The organism is Streptomyces sp. DSM 120436 (genome assembly GCF_055778765.1).
This window is the reverse complement of sequence record NZ_JBSKBS010000001.1, coordinates 1,965,349-1,987,716: the sequence shown is the minus strand read 5'-3', so window position 1 is coordinate 1,987,716 and position 22,368 is coordinate 1,965,349. Positions and strand designations below refer to the sequence as shown.

15 protein-coding genes are annotated in these 22,368 nt (G+C 70.4%); 7 read left to right on the top strand and 8 right to left on the bottom strand.

Translation table 11 applies throughout. The annotated features are described in order from the left end of the window. Positions 1-21: 21 nt before the first annotated feature. Both rpsG and rpsL read right to left on the bottom strand, forming a co-directional pair. Complete coding sequence (gene rpsG, locus ACWH4W_RS09145) at positions 22-492, bottom strand: 30S ribosomal protein S7 (protein WP_003998848.1); 471 nt, start codon at positions 490-492, stop codon at positions 22-24. A 2-nt stretch (positions 493-494) separates the two neighbouring features. Beyond that, positions 495-866, bottom strand: coding sequence for a 30S ribosomal protein S12 (gene rpsL, locus ACWH4W_RS09140; RefSeq protein WP_003948652.1), 372 nt, complete (start codon positions 864-866; stop codon positions 495-497). 402 nt (positions 867-1,268) lie between these two features. Here rpsL and ACWH4W_RS09135 point away from each other — a divergent pair, with 402 nt between their 5' ends. From ACWH4W_RS09135 to ACWH4W_RS09110, 6 genes are all read left to right on the top strand, one after another. After that, positions 1,269-2,054, top strand: a complete 786-nt coding sequence (locus ACWH4W_RS09135; RefSeq protein WP_473075292.1) for a Crp/Fnr family transcriptional regulator — start codon at positions 1,269-1,271, stop codon at positions 2,052-2,054. A gap of 207 nt (positions 2,055-2,261) precedes the next feature. Then, entirely contained in the window at positions 2,262-3,122 is an 861-nt protein-coding gene (locus ACWH4W_RS09130; protein WP_473075291.1) for a hypothetical protein, read from the top strand. Next, on the top strand, positions 3,119-5,344 hold the full coding sequence (locus ACWH4W_RS09125) for a hypothetical protein (RefSeq protein ID WP_473075290.1): 2,226 nt from the start codon (positions 3,119-3,121) through the stop codon (positions 5,342-5,344). Before ACWH4W_RS09130 ends, ACWH4W_RS09125 begins: the two co-directional genes overlap by 4 nt. A 51-nt stretch (positions 5,345-5,395) precedes the next feature. After that, on the top strand, positions 5,396-7,108 hold the full coding sequence (locus tag ACWH4W_RS09120; protein ID WP_473075289.1) for a hypothetical protein: 1,713 nt from the start codon (positions 5,396-5,398) through the stop codon (positions 7,106-7,108). Then, complete coding sequence (locus ACWH4W_RS09115) at positions 7,105-7,665, top strand: Pycsar system effector family protein (RefSeq protein ID WP_473075288.1); 561 nt, start codon at positions 7,105-7,107, stop codon at positions 7,663-7,665. The genes ACWH4W_RS09120 and ACWH4W_RS09115 overlap by 4 nt, the downstream gene beginning before the upstream one ends. A 42-nt stretch (positions 7,666-7,707) precedes the next feature. Next, positions 7,708-9,045: a M48 family metalloprotease gene (locus tag ACWH4W_RS09110; protein ID WP_473075287.1), complete on the top strand. Its 1,338-nt coding sequence runs from the start codon at positions 7,708-7,710 to the stop codon at positions 9,043-9,045. A gap of 68 nt (positions 9,046-9,113) precedes the next feature. Here the strand turns inward: ACWH4W_RS09110 and ACWH4W_RS09105 are convergent, their stop codons facing one another. The 6 genes from ACWH4W_RS09105 to ACWH4W_RS09080 form a co-directional block, all read right to left on the bottom strand. Then, a complete protein-coding gene (locus ACWH4W_RS09105; protein WP_473075286.1) occupies positions 9,114-9,644 on the bottom strand; it encodes a DUF1707 and DUF4190 domain-containing protein in 531 nt (176 codons plus the stop codon). Between the two features lie 170 nt (positions 9,645-9,814). Beyond that, positions 9,815-13,726, bottom strand: coding sequence for a DNA-directed RNA polymerase subunit beta' (locus ACWH4W_RS09100; RefSeq protein WP_473075285.1), 3,912 nt, complete (start codon positions 13,724-13,726; stop codon positions 9,815-9,817). A gap of 95 nt (positions 13,727-13,821) precedes the next feature. Then, the gene (gene rpoB / locus ACWH4W_RS09095; protein WP_473075284.1) at positions 13,822-17,307 is read right to left on the bottom strand and encodes a DNA-directed RNA polymerase subunit beta; all 3,486 of its coding nucleotides are present in this window, start codon (positions 17,305-17,307) and stop codon (positions 13,822-13,824) included. A 581-nt stretch (positions 17,308-17,888) separates the two neighbouring features. After that, positions 17,889-18,278 carry a 50S ribosomal protein L7/L12 gene (gene rplL / locus ACWH4W_RS09090; protein ID WP_473075283.1) on the bottom strand — a complete coding sequence of 130 codons (390 nt, stop codon included), beginning with the start codon at positions 18,276-18,278 and terminating at the stop codon, positions 17,889-17,891. A gap of 114 nt (positions 18,279-18,392) precedes the next feature. After that, positions 18,393-18,923 carry a 50S ribosomal protein L10 gene (rplJ, locus tag ACWH4W_RS09085; RefSeq protein ID WP_006130602.1) on the bottom strand — a complete coding sequence of 177 codons (531 nt, stop codon included), beginning with the start codon at positions 18,921-18,923 and terminating at the stop codon, positions 18,393-18,395. Positions 18,924-19,435: 512 nt separating this feature from the next. Further along, positions 19,436-20,671: an IS701 family transposase gene (locus ACWH4W_RS09080; RefSeq protein WP_473075282.1), complete on the bottom strand. Its 1,236-nt coding sequence runs from the start codon at positions 20,669-20,671 to the stop codon at positions 19,436-19,438. A gap of 308 nt (positions 20,672-20,979) precedes the next feature. Between ACWH4W_RS09080 and ACWH4W_RS09075 the strand changes: the two genes are divergently transcribed. Further along, on the top strand, positions 20,980-22,203 hold the full coding sequence (locus tag ACWH4W_RS09075) for an IS701 family transposase (protein WP_387760327.1): 1,224 nt from the start codon (positions 20,980-20,982) through the stop codon (positions 22,201-22,203). The last annotated feature ends 165 nt before the right edge of the window (positions 22,204-22,368 follow it).

Below are 22,368 nucleotides of genomic sequence, written 5' to 3'. Positions count from 1 at the left end.
CGGTCTCGATGGGGTCTGCGACTACCAGCGGTAGTGCGCGAAGGCCTTGTTGGACTCGGCCATCTTGTGCGTGTCCTCGCGCTTCTTCACAGCGGCGCCGAGGCCGTTGCTGGCGTCGAGGAGCTCGTTGAGCAGACGCTCGGTCATGGTCTTCTCGCGACGGGCGCGGGAGTAACCGACCAGCCAGCGCAGCGCCAGCGTGTTGGCACGGCCGGGCTTGACCTCGACCGGGACCTGGTAGGTGGCACCACCGACACGGCGGGACTTGACCTCGAGGGTCGGCTTGATGTTCTCGAGAGCGCGCTTCAGCGTGATGACCGGGTCGTTGCCGGTCTTCTCGCGCAGGCCCTCCATGGCGCCGTAGACGATGCGCTCGGCGGTGGAGCGCTTGCCGTTCAGCAGCACCTTGTTGATCAGGGAGGTCACCAGAGGAGAACCGTAGACCGGGTCGATGATGACCGGGCGCTTCGGGGCGGGGCCCTTACGAGGCATTCTTACTTCTCCTTCTTGGCGCCGTAACGGCTGCGAGCCTGCTTGCGGTTCTTGACACCCTGGGTGTCGAGCGAGCCACGGATGATCTTGTAGCGAACACCCGGCAGGTCCTTCACACGGCCGCCGCGCACGAGCACGATCGAGTGCTCCTGCAGGTTGTGTCCCTCACCCGGAATGTAGGCGGTGACCTCGATCCCGCTGGTCAGACGCACACGCGCGACCTTACGCAGGGCCGAGTTCGGCTTCTTCGGGGTGGTCGTGAACACACGCGTGCAGACGCCGCGGCGCTGAGGGGAACCCTCGAGTGCGGGCGTCTTGTTCTTCTCGACCTTGTCCTGCCGGCCCTTGCGGACCAGCTGCTGGATCGTAGGCACTACTTCTCCGGTTTCTGTGTGCCGATGGGTACAGCTAACCTGGAACATCTCCGACCCACGCGGTCGGGTGTGTCGAATCCGGCGGACTCCCACCGCAAGGCAGAAGGAAGCGCTGAATCACGGTGGCCGTTTCACAGCCCCCGGTGCGGTGTGATGGCACGCACGAAGGCCAGGGCACACCCCAGGCACAAGGTCTGAGCGTACTCAGCTCACGGACTCCGGTCAAAACAAAGGGGACGGAGCTCGACACGCCCGACTTCTTGCGGTTCCTCCTGCCGGTCCCCGTGGTTCCTCTCGCGCGGCGCGCGCCCCTGTGCCGGGTTGGCCGAATCACGCCCTTCACCTGCCGGGCGCTCAGTACTTTGATCCGTCCGCCGCGGACGAACGGGGGGATCCAGCCTGATGACATCGACGTCGTACGGCCCGGACGACGGTGGCCTGGAGGACAGGGTGCCGTTCCTGGCCCGTCTGGAGAGCGGGGAGCGCACCGCGCTGCTCGGACTCGGCCGCGAGCTGCGTTTCGCCCCCCGCGTCATCCTGCTGCACCAGCGTGAGCCGTCCTCCCACGTCCTGTTCCTCGTCGAGGGCTGGACGAAGGTCACGGCCGCGGCCGCCAACGGCTACGAGGCGCTGCTCGCGCTGCGCGGCCCCGGCGACGTGGTCGGCGAGTCGGCGGCGCTGACCGGGCGGCCCCGGTCGGCGACGGTGACCGCGCTGGAGGCGGTGCGGGCGGTGGCGGTGGAGCACGCGCGGTTCAAGGAGTTCCTCGGCCGGTCGCCGGCCGCGTCCTTCGCCCTGCTCGGTCTCACCGCGGACCGCACCCGGGCGGCGGACCGGCGGCGCCTGGAGTTCGCGTCGATGAACGTGCGCCAGCGGTTCGCGGTGCTGCTGCTCGACCTGGCCCGCAGCCACGGCCGCCGCACCCCCGACGGCGTCGAGCTCGCCGTGCCGCTCAGCAAGCAGGAGCTGGCGGGGTCGGTGGGCGCGTCCCGGGAGATGGTGCAGCGGCTGCTGCGCGAACTGCGGGAGAAGGACGCGGTGTCCACGGGCCGCCGCACCCTGCTGATCCGCCGCCCCGACGTCCTCCGCCGCATCGCCGCCACCGACCAGACCGCCCCGGGCATCCCGTCGCCCCAGCGGTCCCGGGACGGGGAGACGACGGCTCGCCGGGGTGACCCGGACCTCTGACCCCGGCGCCCCCAGCCGGACGGGGGACGGCCGGGCCGAGTCCCTCCACCGGCCGGTGAGGGCCGGGCGCGCGGCTCCCCGCTCCCCTGCGAGCCGCTTCTGTGTACGCCGTCACAGTTCCTGTGGGTCATCCGCCCTCACGCCCCACCCTCCGCTCACGCCACTCTGCTGCCCTGCGCGACCCTCCCCATCCTCCGAAGGGCGACCATGACCCACCCCGTGAGCCGCACGATCCTGTTGCTGGACATCGAGAGGTTCAGCGACCGGGACGACGTGGAGCAGGCGTATCTGCGGCGCATGCTGTACGACGTCACCGACCGGGCGCTGGAGGCGGCCGGCATCGACGAGACACTGCGCACGCGCGCCGACCGCGGGGACTCCGTGATGGAGCTGATCGACGCGAACGCCCCGGTCACCGCCCTGCTGCGGGCCCTGCTCACCGAGGTCCCCGCGCAGTTGCGGGCCGTGAACCGCATGGCGTCGCGGTCGGCGCAGATGCGGCTGCGCGGGGTCGTCGCCGGCGGCTACGTGGCCGTCGACCGGCTCGACGGCTGGGTCGGCTCCGACCTCAACCACGCCTGCCGGCTGCTGGACGCCTCCCTGCTGCGCGCGGCCCTGCGGGAGCGCGCCGACGACTTCGCCCTGTGCGTGTCCGACTCCGTGTACCAGGGCGTCGTACGCCACGACCATCCGGGCGTCCCGGCCGCCGCCTTCCACCGGGTGACGGTGGACACCAAGAACGGCCCGCTGACGGCGTGGCTGCACGGCCCGGCGCCGTCGGCCGGGGACGACCGCGGTGAGCGGGGGGCGGGGGAGGCGCCGGGCGGATCGGGGGACCGCCCGGCGCCGGCCGGCCCGGCCCCCGGGACCACCCAGGAGGACGCCCGGGAACACCCGGCGCCGGCCGGACAGCGGGGAGCCCCGGCGCCGGGTCCGGTCCTGGAGGTCGGCGGCGGCACGGTGTCGTTCGGCGGCGGCTACGTCGCCGGCGACCAGCACGGCGTGTCCGGCGGCCGGGTCACCGGCGACGTCGTGATGGGCGGCAAGACGGAGGGGGACCGCTCATGACCGGCCACGACCCGGCGGGCCCGGGAGCCGGGGGCGGGCCGGGGGACGCCCCCGCACCCGACGGGGCCGCCCCCGAGGAGCTTCCCCCGAAGGAGTCCGCCGACGGGGAACCGGAGGAGCACGACCAGCCGCAGAAGGCCTGGGCGGCCCGCCGCGACCTGGTCGACCACAGCCCGCGCACCATGAAGGTCGGCTCGCACGCCGCGTTCGGCGGCGGGTTCGTCGGCGGCGACCAGCACGGCGTGTCCGGCGGCCGGGTCACCGGCGACGTGGTCATGGGCAGCAAGACGGTCCACCACTGGACGGTCCCCGGACTGTCCACGGCCGCCTCCGCCTCCGGCGAGATACCGCGCGCCACCCTGGACCGGCTCGCCGCCACCTTCGTCACCGCCGACGGCGCCTTCGGCGAACTGGTCGAGCGGCTGCGCCGCGACCGGGTGCTGGTGCTGTCCGGCGCCCGCTTCACCGGCCGTCGCACGGCCGCCCTGATGCTGCTGCACCGGCTCGGCGCCGGTCCCGTGGTCGCCCTCGACCGCGAGACCACCCCGGGGTCGCTGGCCGACCGCTTCACCGCACGCGACGACACGGCGGGCGGCACGGGCGCCGCCCGCGGCTACGTGCTGTGCGACCTGGAGACCCGCCGCGGCAACGCCCTGCGCGAGACCCATCTGCTCGGCGCCGCCGACCGGCTCGCGGAGCAGGACGCGTACGCGGTGATCACGGTCGGGCCGACCGCGGTCCTGGAGGACGACGTGTCCGCGGTCGGCTGGCGGCCGCCCGCGACCGAGGACGTGCTCGCCGCGCACCTGCGGGTCCGGGCCGGCGAGGACGCCGTGACGCGCCTGCTGGGGATGCCGGCGGTCAAGGAGTTCCTCGACCACGGCCACCAGCCGCGCGAGGTCGCCGCCTTCGCCCAGCTCCTCGGCCGGTACGCCGCGGGCGAGGCCACCGAGCAGGAGGTCGCCTCCTTCTCCCTGGTGTCGCTGGAGAACCAGGTCCGCGAGTGGTTCGAGGAGGACGAGACCACCGTCCACCTGCGGGACAAGGCGTTCCTCATCGCGCTCGCCGCGTTCGACGACGCCCCCTACGCGCTCACCGCCGAACTCAGCGACCTGCTCCACGGCTTCCTCCAGCAGACCCAGAACGGGTCCCGGACCGCCGGGATCCCCGTCTTCGGCACCCACGTCGGCAAGCGCCTCCAGCTCGCCCGCGCCCGGCTGTCCGAGGGCGAGGAGCACACCGAGTGGGGCCCGGTCACCCAGACGAAGGCCGCGTTCCACGACGAGCGGGCCTCGCTGGTGCTGCTGCGCGAGGTGTGGACGGGCCACCCCTCGGCGCGGCCCGCGCTGATCCAGTGGCTGCGCCGGCTGGCCGACGACGGCCGCCCCCTGGTGCGCACCCGCGCCGCGTCCACCGTCGCCGTCCTCGCCCGCACCGACCTGCCGTCCGCGATGGCGCTGGTCATCGAGCCGTGGGCGCGGTCCAACCGGTTCCGGCACCGGCTCGTCGCCGTCAACGCGCTGACCCTGGCCCACCACATCGGCACCCCCAACGTGCCGCGCATCCTCGACACCTGGTCGGACGCCGAGGACCGCCGGCTGCGCTGGGTGGCGGTCCGCGCCTACGCGCTGATCGGCCCGGAGCGGCCGGCCCAGGCGCTCGCCGCGCTGCGCGCCGCCGCCCGCGAGCTGTACCAGCGCTTCGGCGACCCCGACGACTTCGACGTGGAGATGGCAGGGGAGCTCGCCGAGGCCGTGGAACTGCTGCTGCTCTCCCCCGCCTCCTCCGAGGTCCTCGACGACCTGCGCGCCCACCTCGACGACGACCGCGCCGTGCACGACCTGGTCCTCGGCGGCTTCGTGAGCGCCTGCCACCGCACCGAGGACGGCGAACGGTACGGCGTCCCGCTCGTCCTCGACTGGTACGCCCGCGCCGCCGCCGACGGGGACCGGGCCGCCGACGGCATCGCGCACCTGTGGCGGGAGGCGCTCGGCGACCCCTTCCAGACCCGGGGCGCGCTCGCGGTGATGCGCGAGTGGGTCCTCGTCGCCGACCGCTCGACCGCCGTCGAGTGGGCGCTCGCCGCGCTGCTGCCGAGGCTCGTCACCACACCCACCGAGTACCAGCGGCTGAGCCACCTGCTGCGCACCATGCCCGGCGAGGACGGCAACCCCCCGCCGGGGGTCGCCGCCCGGCTGCTCGGCACGCTGCCGCCCCGCTGACGCACCGACCCCGCCGACGCACCGACCCCGCCGACGAAAGACATCCGTCCCATGCCTTCCTTCCACCGCCCGCCCGAGTGGCAGCAGCCGGCCGACCGGCACACCCGGCTGACCGACCCGGTGCTCACCGTCAGACAGCTGTCCCGCTTCGAGCTGTCCCTGAAGCACGTGGTCCGCATCGACCACGCCCTGGTCTTCTCCACCCCGAAGGGCGGCTACGAGGCGTATCCGCCGCCCACCCGGCCCAGCCGCGGCGAGATCGCCGCCCGCCGCTACACCGCCGTGTACGAGGTGGACATGGGCGTCCACCCGTTCACCGAGACGCTCACCCTGCCCAGCGACAACGACGCCTTCGAGTTCACCGCCGAGGTGGACGTCTCGTGGCAGGTGCTGGACCCGGCGCGGTTCGTGGCGAGCGGCGTCCGGGACGTGCCGGCGCTGCTGATCGGCGAACTCCAGCAGGCGGCCCGCCCGGTGACCCGGCGCTTCGCCGTCGACGACAGCGCGCGGGCCGAGCGGGACCTGCTGAACGCGGTCACCGTCATCGGCCCGCTGGGCGCGCCCGCGGGACTCCGGGTGACGTGGACGCTGCGGCTGCGCCGGGACCAGGCGGACATCGACCACCAGCGGCGGCTCCAGCAGATCGGCCACTCCGCGCAGGAGCAGATCCACGCGGCCCAGGAGGGCATGCGGGTCGACGTCACCCTGGACGAACGCCACCGGCAGCAGGACGCGCTGCAGGCCGCGCGGTCCCTGGAGTACGGCCGTCAGCAGCAGGAACTGGCCATGCAGCAGCACCGCTGGCAGCACGAACAGGCGATGCTCCAGGGCGAGCAGATGCTGGAGTTGCAGCGGGTCGAGGCCAAGAAGATCGAGTTCTACCAGTGGCACCTCTCACAGGGCGGGGTGCAGGCCTGGGCGCTGCACCTGGCGCAGCACCCGGAGGACTCGCGACTGGTGATGAACAGCATGCGCGAGGACCAACTCCGCATGATCCAGGCGCAGATGGAGCTGGTGAAGGAGCTGCTGGGCGGGGAGGGCGCGGAGAAGTTCGAGCTGGAGGGGCCCAAGCAGCTCGCGCTGCGCACCGTCAGCGACATCCTCAACCAGCGGCTGCCCGGAGTCCCGCAGAACCCGCCTCTGCTGCCGTCGCCGGACGGGGGCGGAGCGGACGGCACCCCGCCCCCGGGCGCCGCGCCCACACCCCCGCCGGACACCCCGCCCACGGCACCCGGCACCCGGCCCGCACCTCCGACCGGCCCGTACACGCCACCCACGCCACCCACCGGGACCCCCGGCACCCCGCCCGCGCCTCCGGCCACGGCCTTCCCGCCTCCGCCCGGCCCGCCGTACACACCTCCACCCGGCCCGCACACGCCCCCGTCCAGCCCCCCGCACACGCCACCATCCCCTCCATCCGGGGCGCCCGGCACCCCGCCCACCCCGCCGACCGGCCCGTACACGCCACCCACGCCACCCACCGGGGCCCCCGGCACCCCGCCCGCGCCTCCGGCCACGGCCTTCCCCCCTCCGCCCGGCCCGCCGTACACACCTCCACCCGGCCCGCACACGCCCCCGTCCAGCCCCCCGTACACACCACCCGCGCCACCCGCCGGGGCGTACCCGCCGCCCGCGGACCCCGCGTGGCAGCCGCCCCCGGGCTACGGCCGGACGCCGACCGCGCCCCCGCAGGAGCCGCCCGCCATGCCCGGTCCTGCGGGTCCCGACCCGGCGGAGCCCGCGGGGAAGGAGCCGGGGTCATGACCGCCGTCGACCCGGGCGCCTCCTCCACGCCCCCGGCCGCTCCGTCGCCCCCGGCGCCTCCCTCCCCCGCCCGCACCCAGGTGTGCGAACGGCTGCTCGCCGACCTGCGGACCGAGATCGCCCGTGCCGACAGCAAGGCGGCCGTGCTGGTCGCCGCGCTCGGCATCACCGCAGGCGTCTTCAGCGGTCTGCTCGCCGGGCGGGACTGGTCGCCGGACGCGCTGTCCGCCTCCGGGGCCGTGGCGTGGTGGGCCGGGATCCTGGTCCTCGCCCTGTCCCTGCTGGCGCTGCTCCTGGCCGTCCTGCCCCGTTACCGCAACGGGTCCTGGGCGCCGGGACAGCCCCTGTCGTACTTCGGCGACATCCGGCGGGCCGTGGAGGCGGGCCGGCTGGACACCGCGCTCGCCGACACCGAGGCCGACCCGGTGGCCGCCCTGACGACGGCGCTCACCGAGACCAGCCGGATCGCCTGGCGCAAACACCAGTGGATCCGCACCGGCCTGATCGCCTTCTGCGCCGGCACGCTCCTGCTGCCGGCCTCCCTGCTGATCGGCTGACCTCCGGGCGGCCACCCGCGCACGTCGAGTGAAGGAAGCACCATGACCCAGCCACCGCCGACCCCGCCGGAGTACCCCGAGCCGACCGGCCGGCCCGCTCGGCCCGGAGCGGCCCAGGTCCCGCCGCAGGCGCCGCCCTACCCGCGGCAGCCCGGCCCGGCCGCCCCGCCGCACATCCCCCAGCAGGCCACCCCGCCCCCCTGCCCCACGAGCCCCGGCGCGCAGCCGCCCCCCTACCCCACGGGCCCCGGCCCTCAGCCCCCGCAGTACCCCACGCCCGCTCAGGCCCCCCAGTACCCCGCGGCCGGTCCCGCCGCCCCCCAGTACCCGGCGGCCTCCCAGCCCCCGTCCCCGCACGCAGCGGCGGCCCCGCCCCCACACCCCCGGGCCGCGGCGGTCCCGCCGCCCGGCTCCCCACTCCACCCGCACCACATCGACACCGGGCACCGCGGGCGCGTCCACGTCTCGAACCAGCAGCGGCACACCGACGCCACCGCCTTCGGCAACCTGCTCCTGCACCTGCCGAACTTCCTGTGCAGCCTGGTCGTCGTCGCCCTGATCTCGCTGGTCTTCGGCGACCTGGGCTTCCTGGTGATACTCGCCTGGCTGGCCAGCGGCGCACTCGTGTTCCACCGCCCCACCGAAAGCGCCCTCGCCCGCCATCTGCTCCGTCTGCGCTACCCCACTCCGCAGGAACGCGCCACACTCGAACCGGTCTGGCGCGAGGTCACCGCCCGCGCCGGCGTCGAGGGCAGGAACTACGAGCTGTGGGTCGAGGACAGCGACAGCCTCAACGCGGTCGCCGCGGCCGGACACATCGTCGGCGTCACGAGCTTCGCCCTGAACCGGCTGCCCAACGGCGAGCTGGCCGCCGTCATGGCGCACGAGCTGGGCCACCACGTCGGCGGGCACGCCTGGTCCGGGCTGCTCGGCTACTGGTACGCGCTGCCCGGCCGGATCGCCTGGCGGCTGCTGCGCGCCGTCACCGGCTTCCTGTTCCATGTGTCGCGGGCGTTCTCCTGCATCGGCGTCGCCTTCTTCGGCCTGTGCGTCGGCGGCATCGCCTTCGCCACCCTCAGCACCCTGTACGGTCTGCCGCTGCTGCTCCTGGGCATGCCGTACGCGCTCGCCGCCGTCGGCCGCCGCTCGGAACTGCGCGCCGACCAGCACGCGGCGGCGCTCGGTTTCGCGCCGATGCTGGCGGCCGTGCTGGAGAAGCTGCACCAGCAGGAGCAGGCGCAGGCGCAGGCGCAGCTCGCCGCGGTCGGCCAGGACGGCGAGCGGACGACCGGGACGGCGGCGAGCAGGCTGCTGTCCTCGCACCCCGACTACCACACCCGGCTGCACCACCTGCGGCAATACCTCCAGCCGTCCCGCTGAAGCCGGGACCCGCTGGAACCGGTACCCGCTGACGCCGGCCCCTCCGGTCCGGGTACCGCCGTACCGGGTCAGCCCGCGGGCACCACCACGGCCAGCAGGCCGAACAACCCCAGGAACATCAGCCAGCCGGCCACCGACAGCCAGCCCAGCACCAGCCCGGTCAGCGCCATCCCGTCACCGCTCTCGCCGGTGCGGCGCATCTCCGACTGCGCCATGTGTCCGAGGATCACGGCCGGGAGCCCGGTGAGACCGCCGGTGACCACGCACAGCACCCCGCACACCAGGGACCCGACCGCCTTGCCGTTGGTGCGGGGCTGCGGCCGGGGCAGGAACGCCGGCGGGACGGGGCCGTGGGGCGTCATCGGCTGGGGCATCGGCCCCTGCGGCAGGTCGGCCACCAGCAGGGACAGCTCGCCCACCGTGCGCGCGGAGTAGGCGCGCGCGACGCGCTTCTCGAACTCCGGGTGGTCGAGGCGGCCCTCGCCGTACCCGGCGCGCAGCACGTCCACCGCGCGCTCGCGGTCCGCGTGGGAGGCCAGCATCGACGGCACGCCGGGCCCCTGCAGGGGAGGGCCCTGCCACGGAGTCGGATACGACACGGCTGCCTCCCCAGGGCCCGGGACGGACGATCCCAGTATGAGCGTTTCACCCACTTGAACGCAGCACACGGGGCGTTCGGTTCCCCGGAGCCCCGAGGCCGCGCGCCCCCGGACACGCCGCAGGGCGGCCACCCCGTACGGGTGACCGCCCTGCGGTTCAGGCGACTCGCTTACTGGTTGTACGGACCGTAGTCGTAGTCCTCCAGCGGAACGGCCTGGCCGGAGCCGGTGCCGAACGGCGAGTAGTCGATGTCGTCGTAGCCGACGGCCGAGTACATCGCGGCCTTGGCCTCCTCGGTCGGCTCGACCCGGATGTTGCGGTAGCGGGACAGACCCGTACCGGCCGGGATGAGCTTACCGATGATGACGTTCTCCTTGAGGCCGATGAGCGAGTCGGACTTGGCGTTGATCGCCGCGTCCGTGAGGACTCGCGTCGTCTCCTGGAAGGACGCCGCCGACAGCCAGGACTCCGTGGCCAGCGAGGCCTTGGTGATGCCCATGAGCTGCGGACGACCGGAGGCCGGGTGACCGCCCTCCTGGACCACACGACGGTTCTCGGTCTCGAACTTCGACCGCTCGACCAGCTCGCCGGGCAGCAGCTCGGCGTCGCCGGACTCGATGATCGTCACGCGGCGCAGCATCTGCCGGATGATGATCTCGATGTGCTTGTCGTGGATCGACACGCCCTGCGAGTTGTAGACCTTCTGGACCTCGCCGACCAGGTGGACCTGGACGGCACGCTGACCCAGGATGCGCAGCACGTCGTGCGGGTTGGTGGCACCCACGGTGAGCTGCTGGCCCACCTCGACGTGCTCGCCCTCGGAGACCAGGACCTTGGCGCGCTTGGAGATCGGGTACGCCGTCTCGTCGCTGCCGTCGTCCGGGGTGACGACGATCTTCTTCGTCTTCTCCGTCTCCTCGATCCGCACGCGGCCGGAGGCCTCGGAGATCGGGGCGACACCCTTCGGGGTACGGGCCTCGAAGAGCTCCACGACACGCGGCAGACCCTGGGTGATGTCGTCACCGGCCACACCACCGGTGTGGAAGGTGCGCATCGTCAGCTGGGTGCCGGGCTCACCGATGGACTGGGCGGCGATGATGCCGACCGCCTCACCGATGTCGACCAGCTTGCCGGTGGCCAGCGAACGGCCGTAGCACATCGCGCAGGTGCCGACGGCGGACTCGCAGGTCAGGACCGAACGGGTCTTGACCTCCTCGACGCCGCGGGAGACGAGCTCCTCGATGAGGACGTCGCCCAGGTCGGTGCCGGCCGGGGCCAGCACCTGGCCGTCGACCACGATGTCCTCGGCGAGGCAGCGCGCGTACACGGACGTCTCGACGTCGTCCTCCTTGCGGAGCACGCCCGTCTCGTCCCGGCTCGCGATCTTGAGGCGCAGACCTCGGTCGGTGCCGCAGTCCTCCTCGCGGATGATGACGTCCTGGGAGACGTCGACCAGACGACGGGTGAGGTAACCCGAGTCGGCGGTACGCAGAGCGGTGTCCGCCAGACCCTTACGGGCGCCGTGCGTGGAGATGAAGTACTCCAGCACGGACAGGCCCTCACGGAACGACGCCTTGATCGGACGCGGGATCGTCTCGTTCTTCGCGTTCGACACCAGACCACGCATACCGGCGATCTGACGCATCTGCATCATGTTGCCTCGTGCACCCGAGTTCACCATCATGAAGATCGGGTTGGTCTTCGGGAAGTTGTCGTTCATCGCCTCGGCGACCTCGTTGGTCGCCTTGGTCCAGATCGCGATGAGCTCCTGCGTGCGCTCGTCCTTGGTGATCAGACCGCGCTCGTACTGCTTCTGGACCTTCTCGTCCTGCGCCTCGTAGCCCTGGACGATCTCCTTCTTCGCCGCGGGGACGACGACGTCGGAGATCGCGACGGTGACGCCGGAGCGGGTGGCCCAGTAGAAGCCGGCCGACTTCAGGTTGTCGAGCGTCGCCGCCACGATGACCTTCGGGTAGCGCTCGGCGAGGTCGTTGACGATCTCGGAGAGCTGCTTCTTGCCGACCTCGTAGTCGACGAACGGGTAATCCTCGGGCAGCAGCTCGTTGAAGAGCGCCCGGCCCAGGGTGGTGGTCAGGCGGAACGGGTCCCCCTGCTGCCACTCCGAGCCGCCCTCGGCCTCGCCGTCCTCGCCCGCCGGCGGGGTCCAGCCGCGCGGCGGGATGGTGCCGACCGGGAAGCGGACGTCGATCTTCGACTGGAGCGACAGCTCGCCCGCGTCGAAGGCCATGATCGCCTCCGCGACCGAGGCGAAGGAACGGCCCTCGCCCTTGAGGTCGCGCATCTCGCCGTCGGTGGTGAGGAAGAACAGACCGAGGACCATGTCCTGGGTCGGCATCGTCACCGGACGGCCGTCGGCCGGCTTGAGGATGTTGTTCGAGGACAGCATCAGGATGCGGGCCTCGGCCTGCGCCTCCGCGGACAGCGGCAGGTGCACGGCCATCTGGTCACCGTCGAAGTCCGCGTTGAACGCGGTGCAGACGAGCGGGTGGATCTGGATGGCCTTGCCCTCGACCAGCTGCGGCTCGAAGGCCTGGATGCCGAGGCGGTGCAGCGTGGGCGCACGGTTCAGCAGAACCGGGTGCTCCGCGATGACCTCTTCCAGCACGTCGTACACGACCGTGCGGCCGCGCTCGACCATGCGCTTGGCCGACTTGATGTTCTGCGCGTGGTTCAGGTCGACCAGGCGCTTCATCACGAACGGCTTGAACAGCTCCAGCGCCATCGCCTTCGGCAGACCGCACTGGTGCAGCTTGAGCTGCGGACCGACGACGATCACGGAACGCGCGGAGTAGTCCACGCGCTTGCCGAGCAGGTTCTGGCGGAAGCGGCCCTGCTTGCCCTTCAGCATGTCGCTGAGGGACTTCAGCGGACGGTTGCCCGGACCGGTGACCGGCCGGCCACGGCGGCCGTTGTCGAACAGCGCGTCCACGGCCTCCTGGAGCATGCGCTTCTCGTTGTTCACGATGATCTCGGGCGCGCCGAGGTCGAGAAGCCGCTTCAGGCGGTTGTTGCGGTTGATGACACGGCGGTACAGGTCGTTCAGGTCGGAGGTCGCGAAGCGGCCACCGTCCAGCTGCACCATCGGACGCAGGTCCGGCGGGATGACCGGGACGCAGTCCAGGACCATGCCCTTGGGGCTGTTGGAGGTCTGCAGGAACGCGGAGACGACCTTCAGCCGCTTCAGGGCGCGGGTCTTCTTCTGGCCCTTGCCGGTGCGGATGATCTCGCGGAGCTTCTCGGCCTCCTCCTCGAGGTCGAAGGACTCCAGGCGCTTCTGCAGCGCCGCGGCGCCCATCGAGCCGTCGAAGTACGTGCCGAATCGGTCACGCAGCTCGCGGTAGAGCAGCTCGTCGCCCTCGAGGTCCTGGACCTTGAGGTTCTTGAAGCGGTTCCACACCTCGTCGAGGCGGTCGATCTCGCGCTGCGCGCGGTCGCGCAGCTGCTTCATCTCACGCTCGGCGCCCTCGCGCACCTTGCGGCGCACGTCGGCCTTGGCGCCCTCGGCCTCCAGCTCGGCCAGGTCGGTCTCGAGCTTCTTGGCGCGGGCCTCCAGGTCGGCGTCCCGGCGGTTCTCGATCTGCTGGCGCTCGACGGAGACGTGGGCCTCCAGCGACGGCAGGTCGCGGGTGCGGCGCTCCTCGTCCACGTACGTGATCATGTACGCGGCGAAGTAGATGACCTTCTCGAGGTCCTTGGGAGCCAGGTCGAGCAGGTAGCCCAGCCGGCTCGGGACACCCTTGAAGTACCAGATGTGCGTGACGGGAGCGGCCAGCTCGATGTGGCCCATCCGCTCACGGCGCACCTTGGCGCGAGTGACCTCGACGCCGCAGCGCTCGCAGATGATGCCCTTGAAGCGGACACGCTTGTACTTACCGCAGTAGCACTCCCAGTCCCGGGTCGGGCCGAAGATCTTCTCGCAGAAGAGCCCGTCCTTTTCCGGCTTGAGGGTGCGGTAGTTGATGGTCTCGGGCTTCTTGACCTCGCCGTGGCTCCACTGACGGATGTCGTCAGCGGTGGCCAGGCCGATCCGGAGCTCGTCGAAGAAGTTGACGTCGAGCACTATGCGTCAATCCCTCTCAGGGTCGTAAGTCTTGGGGTCTGATACGGGGGTCCTGGGGCGGGCGGCCAGGTGTTCACCGGGCCGCCCCACTCCCGTCAGACCTCTTCGACGCTGCTCGGCTCGCGCCGGGACAGGTCGATGCCGAGCTCCTCCGCAGCGCGGAAGACGTCCTCGTCGGTGTCACGCATCTCGATGGACATACCGTCGCTGGACAGCACCTCCACGTTCAGGCACAGGGACTGCATCTCCTTGATGAGCACCTTGAAGGACTCGGGGATGCCGGGCTCGGGGATGTTCTCGCCCTTGACGATGGCCTCGTAGACCTTCACGCGGCCGGTGACGTCGTCGGACTTGATGGTCAGCAGCTCCTGGAGCGCGTAGGCGGCGCCGTACGCCTCGAGTGCCCACACCTCCATCTCGCCGAACCGCTGGCCACCGAACTGAGCCTTACCGCCCAGCGGCTGCTGGGTGATCATGGAGTACGGACCGGTCGACCGGGCGTGCAGCTTGTCGTCGACCAGGTGGTGCAGCTTCAGGATGTACATGTAGCCGACCGAGATCGGCTCCGGGAACGGCTCACCCGAGCGGCCGTCGAACAGCCGCGCCTTGCCGGACGGCAGGACCATGCGGTCGCCGTCGCGGTTCGGGACGGTGTGCTCCAGCAGACCGGCGAGCTCGTCCTCGCGGGCGCCGTCGAAGACCGGGGTGGCCACGTTGGTGCGGGGCTCCACGCGGTCCGCGCCGATCGCCTGCAGGCGCTGCGCCCACTCGTCGGCGAGACCGGAGACGTCCCAGCCCTGGCTGGCGAGCCAGCCGAGGTGGATCTCCAGGACCTGTCCCGGGTTCATGCGGGACGGCACACCGAGCGGGTTGAGGATGATGTCGACCGGGGTCCCGTCCTCGAGGAACGGCATGTCCTCGATGGGCAGGATCTTGGAGATGACGCCCTTGTTGCCGTGACGGCCGGCGAGCTTGTCACCGTCGGTGATCTTGCGCTTCTGGGCGACGTAGACGCGGACCAGCTGGTTCACGCCCGGGGGAAGCTCGTCACCCTCCTCGCGGTCGAAGACGCGGACGCCGATGACCTTGCCGGTCTCGCCGTGCGGCACCTTCAGCGAGGTGTCACGGACCTCACGGGCCTTCTCACCGAAGATCGCGCGCAGCAGGCGCTCCTCGGGGGTCAGCTCGGTCTCGCCCTTCGGGGTCACCTTGCCGACGAGGATGTCGCCGGCGATGACCTCGGCGCCGATGCGGATGATGCCGCGCTCGTCGAGGTCGGCGAGGACCTCCTCGGAGACGTTCGGGATGTCCCGGGTGATCTCCTCGGGGCCGAGCTTGGTGTCACGGGCGTCGACCTCGTGCTCCTCGATGTGGATCGAGGAGAGGACGTCGTCCTGCACGAGGCGCTGCGACAGGATGATCGCGTCCTCGTAGTTGTGACCCTCCCACGGCATGAACGCCACGAGCAGGTTCTTGCCGAGCGCCATCTCGCCGTTCTCGGTGGCCGGGCCGTCGGCGAGGACCTGGCCCTCGACGATCCGGTCGCCCTCGGCGACAATGACCTTCTGGTTGACCGAGGTGCCCTGGTTGGAGCGGGAGAACTTGGCCAGGCGGTACGTGATGTACGTGCCGTCGTCGTTGGCCGTGGTGATGTAGTCCGCGGAGACCTCCTGGACCACACCCGCCTTCTCCGCCTTGACCACGTCACCGGCGTCGACGGCGGAGCGGTACTCCATGCCGGTGCCGACGAGCGGGGCCTCGGACTTGATCAGGGGCACGGCCTGGCGCATCATGTTCGCGCCCATGAGGGCACGGTTGGCGTCGTCGTGCTCGAGGAACGGGATCATGGCGGTCGCGACCGACACCATCTGGCGCGGCGAGACGTCCATGTAGTCGACCTCGTCGGCGGGGACGTAGTCGACCTCGCCGCCGCGGCGGCGGACCAGGATGCGGTTCTCGGCGAAGCGCATGTCGTCGTTGAGCGGCGCGTTGGCCTGAGCGATGACGAAGCGGTCCTCCTCGTCGGCGGTCAGGTAGTCCACCTCGTCGGTGACCTGGCCGTCGACGACCTTGCGGTACGGCGTCTCGATGAAGCCGAACGGGTTGATCCGCCCGTAGGAGGCGAGCGAACCGATCAGACCGATGTTCGGGCCTTCCGGCGTCTCGATCGGGCACATGCGGCCGTAGTGCGAGGGGTGCACGTCACGGACCTCGAAGCCGGCCCGCTCACGGGAGAGACCGCCCGGACCGAGGGCGTTCAGACGACGCTTGTGCGTCAGCCCCGACAGCGGGTTGTTCTGGTCCATGAACTGGGACAGCTGGCTGGTGCCGAAGAACTCCTTGATGGAGGCGACGACCGGCCGGATGTTGATCAGGGTCTGCGGCGTGATCGCCTCGACGTCCTGGGTGGTCATGCGCTCGCGCACGACGCGCTCCATACGGGCGAGACCCGTACGGACCTGGTTCTGGATCAGCTCGCCGACGTTGCGGATGCGGCGGTTGCCGAAGTGGTCGATGTCGTCGGTCTCGACGATGATCGTGCGGCCCGACTCGCCGGTCGTCTCGGTCTCACCGGCGTGCAGCTTCACCAGGTACTTGATGGTGGCGATGATGTCGTCGGTGGTGAGCACGCCGGCGTCGAGCGGCTGGTCGCCGCCGAGCTTCTTGTTCACCTTGTAGCGGCCGACCTTGGCGAGGTCGTAGCGCTTGGGGTTGAAGTAGAGGTTCTCCAGCAGCGTCTGCGCGGCCTCACGGGTCGGGGGCTCGCCCGGGCGCAGCTTGCGGTAGATGTCGAGCAGCGCGTCGTCCTGGCCCTGGGTGTGGTCCTTCTCCAGGGTGGCGCGCATGGACTCGTACTCGCCGAACTCCTCGAGGATCTGCTCGGTGGTCCAGCCGAGCGCCTTCAGGAGGACGGTGACGGACTGCTTGCGCTTGCGGTCGATGCGCACACCGACCATGTCGCGCTTGTCGATCTCCATCTCCAGCCAGGCGCCCCGGGACGGGATGATCTTGGCGGAGAAGATGTCCTTGTCGGACGTCTTGTCGATGGAGGAGTCGAAGTAGACGCCGGGCGAGCGCACCAGCTGGGACACCACGACACGCTCGGTGCCGTTGATGACGAAGGTGCCCTTGTTCGTCATGAGCGGGAAGTCGCCCATGAAGACGGTCTGGGACTTGATCTCGCCGGTCTCGTTGTTGGTGAACTCGGCCGTGACGAAGAGCGGGGCGGCGTACGTGAAGTCGCGCTCCTTGCACTCGTCGATGGAGTTCTTCGGCGGCTCGAAGCGGTGGTCGCGGAAGGTCAGCGACATCGACCCGGAGAAGTCCTCGATCGGGGAGATCTCTTCGAAGATCTCCTCCAGACCGGACTTGGTGGGGACGTCCTGCCCGTTCTCGAGAGCCTCCTCGACGCGAGCCTTCCACGCGTCGTTGCCGAGCAGCCAGTCAAAGCTCTCGGTCTGCAGCGCGAGAAGGTTCGGAACCTCGAGGGGCTCCTTGATCTTTGCAAAGGAGATGCGCAGCGGGGCGGTGCTGGCGCCGTTGTTCGTATTCGCGGTCGAGGCGTTGCGCGAGGCGGCCAAGAGGGGGTCCTTCCGAGGGCTCGGACTCACTACGCGCGTACCGGCCCCCCACTGGGCGCAGAGACGGACATTCCAGGTCGGAAGTGATCCGGTCGTCCATGCTCGAGTGAGGGCATGCCCCTGGTGACGGGCAGGGGACAGCTAACAGGCAGCGCAAAGGGTCAGTGTAGCCACTTGGCCCACTGATGTCCAGTGCGGTGTACGAGACCGGGTGGAGGCCCTCGTTGTCATCAACTCCTGCGGCAAGGCGCTGCCCTCAACGCACGGTGATACTGCCCTCTTTGCCGTCGATCCATGCCTCGGATTCGGATCCTTGTGACGACGCGTCCTGAGAATTGCGCGCTGCGTGCGGTTCGTCAAGGGCTCCCCTTGCCCGAACCGCGGCCGTCCGGCTCATCTCCGCGGCCCCTCGGAGGCACAACGAAGATCACCATACCCCCCGCCGTCCCGGGGGCAAGGCAGCCGCCGCCGACCCCCCGGTACGCCGAGGAGCGACCACCCGGATGGATGATCGCTCCTCGGTGCTTGAGCGTTACACGCCCCGAGAGGCGCGTGACGGATCCCTGCGGACCCGGAAGGTCTTACTTGACCTCGACGGAGGCGCCGGCGCCCTCGAGGGCCTCCTTGGCCTTGTCGGCGGCTTCCTTGTTGACCTTCTCGAGGACCGGCTTCGGGGTGCCGTCGACGAGGTCCTTGGCCTCCTTCAGACCCAGGGAGGTCAGCTCGCGCACGACCTTGATGACCTGGATCTTCTTCTCGCCGGCGCCGGTGAGGACGACGTCGAACTCGTCCTTCTCCGGCTCGGCCTCGGCGGTGGCGCCACCGGCGGCACCACCGGCGACGACGACCGGGGCGGCCGCGGCGGCGGTGACGTCGAACTTCTCCTCGAAGGCCTTCACGAACTCGGAGAGCTCGATGAGGGTCATCTCCTCGAACTGGGCCAGCAGCTCGTCCTGGGTGAGCTTCGCCATGATGGCGGTCCTTCCACTAAATCGGCAGGTGCCGGGTGTACTGGGTGAGGCGGGCGTTACTCGGGCCCGCATCGACCCTCACCTCATGCGGCGAGGGCCGGAAAGCGAGCCGAATTACTCGGCACCGCCCTGCTCGTCCTGCTTGGCACGGAGCGCGTCCACGGTGCGGACGAGCTTCGACGGCAGCGCCTGGAAGACGGAGGCAGCCTGGGACTGCTTCGCCTTGAAGGCACCGGCCAGCTTGGAGAGCAGCACCTCGCGGGACTCGAGGTCCGCGAGCTTCTTGATCTCGTCGGCGGACAGCGCCTTGCCGTCAAGGACACCGCCCTTGATGACGAGATTCGGGTTGTCCTTGGCGAAGTCACGAAGACCCTTCGCCGACTCCACCGGGTCACCGGTGACGAAGGCGACCGCCGTCGGGCCAGCGAAGAGCTGGTCGTCGAGCGTGATCCCGGCCTCGTTGGCCGCAATCTTGGTCAGCGTGTTCTTCACCACGGCGTACTGGGCGTTCTCACCGAGCGAACGGCGCAGCGTCTTGAGCTGCGCCACGGTGAGACCGCGGTACTCGGTCAGCACGGCGGCGTTGGAGCTGCGGAACTTGTCCGTCAGCTCGGCAACCGCGGCAGCCTTGTCGGGCCTCGCCATAGAGCCTCGGCCTCCTTCCGGGTGATTCGGACCGCGCGGACCCGAAGGAGGACTGGGGAAAACGAAACGCCCCGGGCGCAGGCGCACGGGGCGAAGCTCGACCGGATATCCGCGCCTTGCGGCGGCGGCCTTCCGGGAACTCTTCCACTGTCACCTGCGCGGGTCGTCCGCAGTTCAGCGGATCCTTCGGCCACCGAGCCCTCTTACGAGCGCACGGCAACGACCAGCGGTCTTTGGCTTCCGTGGAAGCGTACGTGAACGGATCGGCGTGAGGCAAATCGGCCGATCGGGGGCTTCCGGCGCGGGGCGTGACGCGCCGGAAGCCCCGTCGGGAACTAGTACTCCAGCAGCGGTTCGCTATCTGGCCTGGTCAGAGGCATTGTCGGGAGTGTAGTTGGCTGCTGGCACGTCAGGGGCTGTCTTGCCGGACCGCCCCTCCAACGAATGACATCGTCGTCGGTAGTGACAGTGCCGGGCCACGGCCTGACGCCTTCGCCGCCATCGCGACCAACTCAGCGCATGGATGCGAAGGGGCGGGCGGGGCCGGTGGGCGGGGTCAGTTGCCAGCAGCCGACGGACTTCTGCCACGGTGAGCGGGACCATGGTGGAACCGTTTCTGCGCCCCCCTTTGCCGCCGCCTGGGCCGCCGTGACCGCGAGAAAGGCATGCGCGAGCATGGCCAGGGTGATGTGCCTCATCCATCCGACGTAGCGGCGGACTTCGTACTGGTCCAGGCCGCACTCGTTCTTCGCAGCCTGGAAGCATTCCTCGATCGCCCACCGACGTCCGGCAACGCGCACGAGCTGGTCGACACCGGCTCCCACCGGCGCGTATGCGAGGTAGTAGGCGACCTGATCGGGTCTGCTGATGCTGCGCCGGGCCAGCGCCCAGCGGTGATGGGCGGGCCGCTCACTGTCGAAGTCCTCGATCACCGGGAGCTGGACGGCTGCCCAGTCATAGACGCGCGGGCCCTTGGCGCCGTCGCCGCACGAACGTTGCTCCCATGCCTCACCCGGTGCCTGGCTGAAGAGATAGTCGATCCGGCCGAAGCGGGGCACCGGCTGGGACTTCGGGACGGCGAGCACATAGCCGACGGCGGTTTCTTCCAGTACCCGCCGAAAGCGCCACTCCTGGCCGTAGGCGGCATCCGCGGTCACCCAGGCGATCGGCAGCGGCGAGGCGAGTGCGCGCAGCACCATGGCCCTGGCCAGTTCTGGTTTGGTGGCGAAGACCCTCTCATCAGGAATCTTGGCGGCGCGGCAGCGTTCGCGGTCGTCCGTCCAGGACTTGGGCAGATACAGTTCGCGGTCCACCAGGGCGCGTCCGTGGGTGGTGGCGTAGGCGGCGAAGACACCGATCTGGCAGTTCTCGGTGCGGCCGGCGGTGCCGGAGTACTGGCGCTGGACACCTGCGGAGGTGGTGCCTTTCTTGACGAAGCCAGTGTCGTCGAGGATGAGGACTCCGTCGGCTTCGCCGAGTCGTTCAGCGACGTATGCCTGCAGGTCGTCGCGGATGTCGTCGGCGTTCCAGGTAGCTCCGTTCAGCAGCCGTTGCAGGCCGTCGGGGGTGCGGTGGCCTGCGTGTTCGGCCAGCTGCCAGCCGTTCTTGCGGCCGACCGGGCCGAGCAGGGCACGGACGTAGTCACGCATACGGCGTCGCAGGTCGGCACGGCCGAAACGGTGGCCGATGCGCAGGAAGAGGTCGTCGAGTTCACGGTCCCAGGTCGCGTCGGCAAGGTCATCGATCACGCGGGAAGACTGCCCTCGTCACAGCGCAGACAGTTTTCGATGTCATTCGTTGGAGGGGCGGTCCGGCAAGACAGCCCCTGACGTGCCAGCAGCCAACTACACTCCCGACAATGCCTCTGACCAGGCCAGATAGCGAACCGCTGCTGGAGTACTAGTACTCCAGCAGGACTTCGCTGTCTGACCTGGTCTTTCGCCGGGTGGCGGGAGTGTAGCGGGACTTCGGTCGTGCGGGGGTGGTCTCACGGAGACCGCCCCTCGATCGTGCGACAACGCCGCAGGTAGTGACAGCGGCGGGGCAGCCTCCGAGGGTGATCACCGAGTATGCCGCCGCGCAGTGGGACCTCGAACTGGACGATCTCTTCCTGACCATCGGGCACCGCTTCGGCCGAGTCGAGCTCCGCCGCCGCATGCGTGACTACGTGCGCGGGCTGCTCGCCCCGGTGGCCCGCAAGAACAGCTGGCAGTTGGCCGAACAGGCCGGCCATCGCACGCCCGACGGCCTGCAGCACCTCCTCGCCGGATCGAAGTGGGAGCCTGATGACATCCGCGATGACCTGCAGGAGTACGTCGCCGGCAAGCTCGGCGAGAACGACGGCGTGCTGATCATCGACGACACCGGGTTCATCAAGAAGGGCACCACTTCCGCCGGGGTTCAGCGCCAGTACTCCGGCACCGCCGGCCGGACCGAGAACTGCCAGATCGGCGTCTTCGCCGCCTATGCCTCTGCCCGCGGCCGGGCCCTGGTCGACCGCGAGCTCTACCTCCCGAAGTCCTGGACCGAGGACCGGGAACGCTGCCGCACCGCAAGGATCCCCGACGAGAGGGAGTTCGCCACCAAGGGCGAACTGGCCCGGCACATGGTGCTGCGGGCCCTCGCCTCGCCGCTGCCCATCGCCTGGGTCACCGCGGATTCCGCCTACGGTCAGGACAACCGATTCCGCCGGCTGCTGGAACAGTCGGGTGTCGGCTACGTGCTGGCCGTCCCCAAGTCCCAATTCAGCGTGGGCTGTTCACGGATTGAGGGTCTGTTCGCGCAAGCCCCCAACGAGGCATGGGAGAAGATCTCATGCGGCAATGGCGCGAAGGGGCCCCGCGTCTACCACTGGGCAGCAGTGCGGCTGCCGGCCGTCACCGAGTTCGACTACCAGGGCGAGGTCCCCCACCGGATGCGATGGGCACTGGCCCGGCGCAGCATCAGCAAACCCGACGAGATCGCCTACTACCTCGCCTACACGCCCCTGGAGACCACGGTCCAGGAGCTGGTGCGGGTCGCCGGGACACGCTGGGCGATCGAGGAGTGCTTCCAGGCCGCAAAGAACGAATGCGGCCTGGACCAGTACGAAGTCCGCCGCTACGTGGGCTGGTATCGGCACATCACTCTGGCCATGCTCGCGCACGCCTTCCTGGCCGCCACGGCACACCAGCCCTGGGAAAAAGGGGCGCAACCGGTGGGGCGGCCGGGGTCATTGAGCTCACAGTGGCGGAGGTTCGGCGACTCCTGGCAGCTTGTCGTGCCCGACCCCCGCACCTGAGGGGACACCGCGGACGACATCACGCGCTGAGCTGGTCGAACTGGCGCCGCCGACGCCAAGCAGTTGCCCGCCGCTGTCACTACCTGCGGCGTTGTCGCACGATCGAGGGGCGGTCTCCGTGAGACCACCCCCGCACGACCGGAGTCCCGCTACACTCCCGCCACC

Coding starts and splice junctions, on each gene's coding strand:
- rpsG (WP_003998848.1), bottom strand. CDS start 492: ATGCCTCGTAAGGGCCCCGCCCCGAAGCGCCCGGTCATCATCGACCCG.
- ACWH4W_RS09135 (WP_473075292.1), top strand. CDS start 1,269: ATGACATCGACGTCGTACGGCCCGGACGACGGTGGCCTGGAGGACAGG.
- ACWH4W_RS09130 (WP_473075291.1), top strand. CDS start 2,262: ATGACCCACCCCGTGAGCCGCACGATCCTGTTGCTGGACATCGAGAGG.
- ACWH4W_RS09125 (WP_473075290.1), top strand. CDS start 3,119: ATGACCGGCCACGACCCGGCGGGCCCGGGAGCCGGGGGCGGGCCGGGG.
- ACWH4W_RS09120 (WP_473075289.1), top strand. CDS start 5,396: ATGCCTTCCTTCCACCGCCCGCCCGAGTGGCAGCAGCCGGCCGACCGG.
- ACWH4W_RS09115 (WP_473075288.1), top strand. CDS start 7,105: ATGACCGCCGTCGACCCGGGCGCCTCCTCCACGCCCCCGGCCGCTCCG.
- ACWH4W_RS09110 (WP_473075287.1), top strand. CDS start 7,708: ATGACCCAGCCACCGCCGACCCCGCCGGAGTACCCCGAGCCGACCGGC.
- rplL (WP_473075283.1), bottom strand. CDS start 18,278: ATGGCGAAGCTCACCCAGGACGAGCTGCTGGCCCAGTTCGAGGAGATG.
- rplJ (WP_006130602.1), bottom strand. CDS start 18,923: ATGGCGAGGCCCGACAAGGCTGCCGCGGTTGCCGAGCTGACGGACAAG.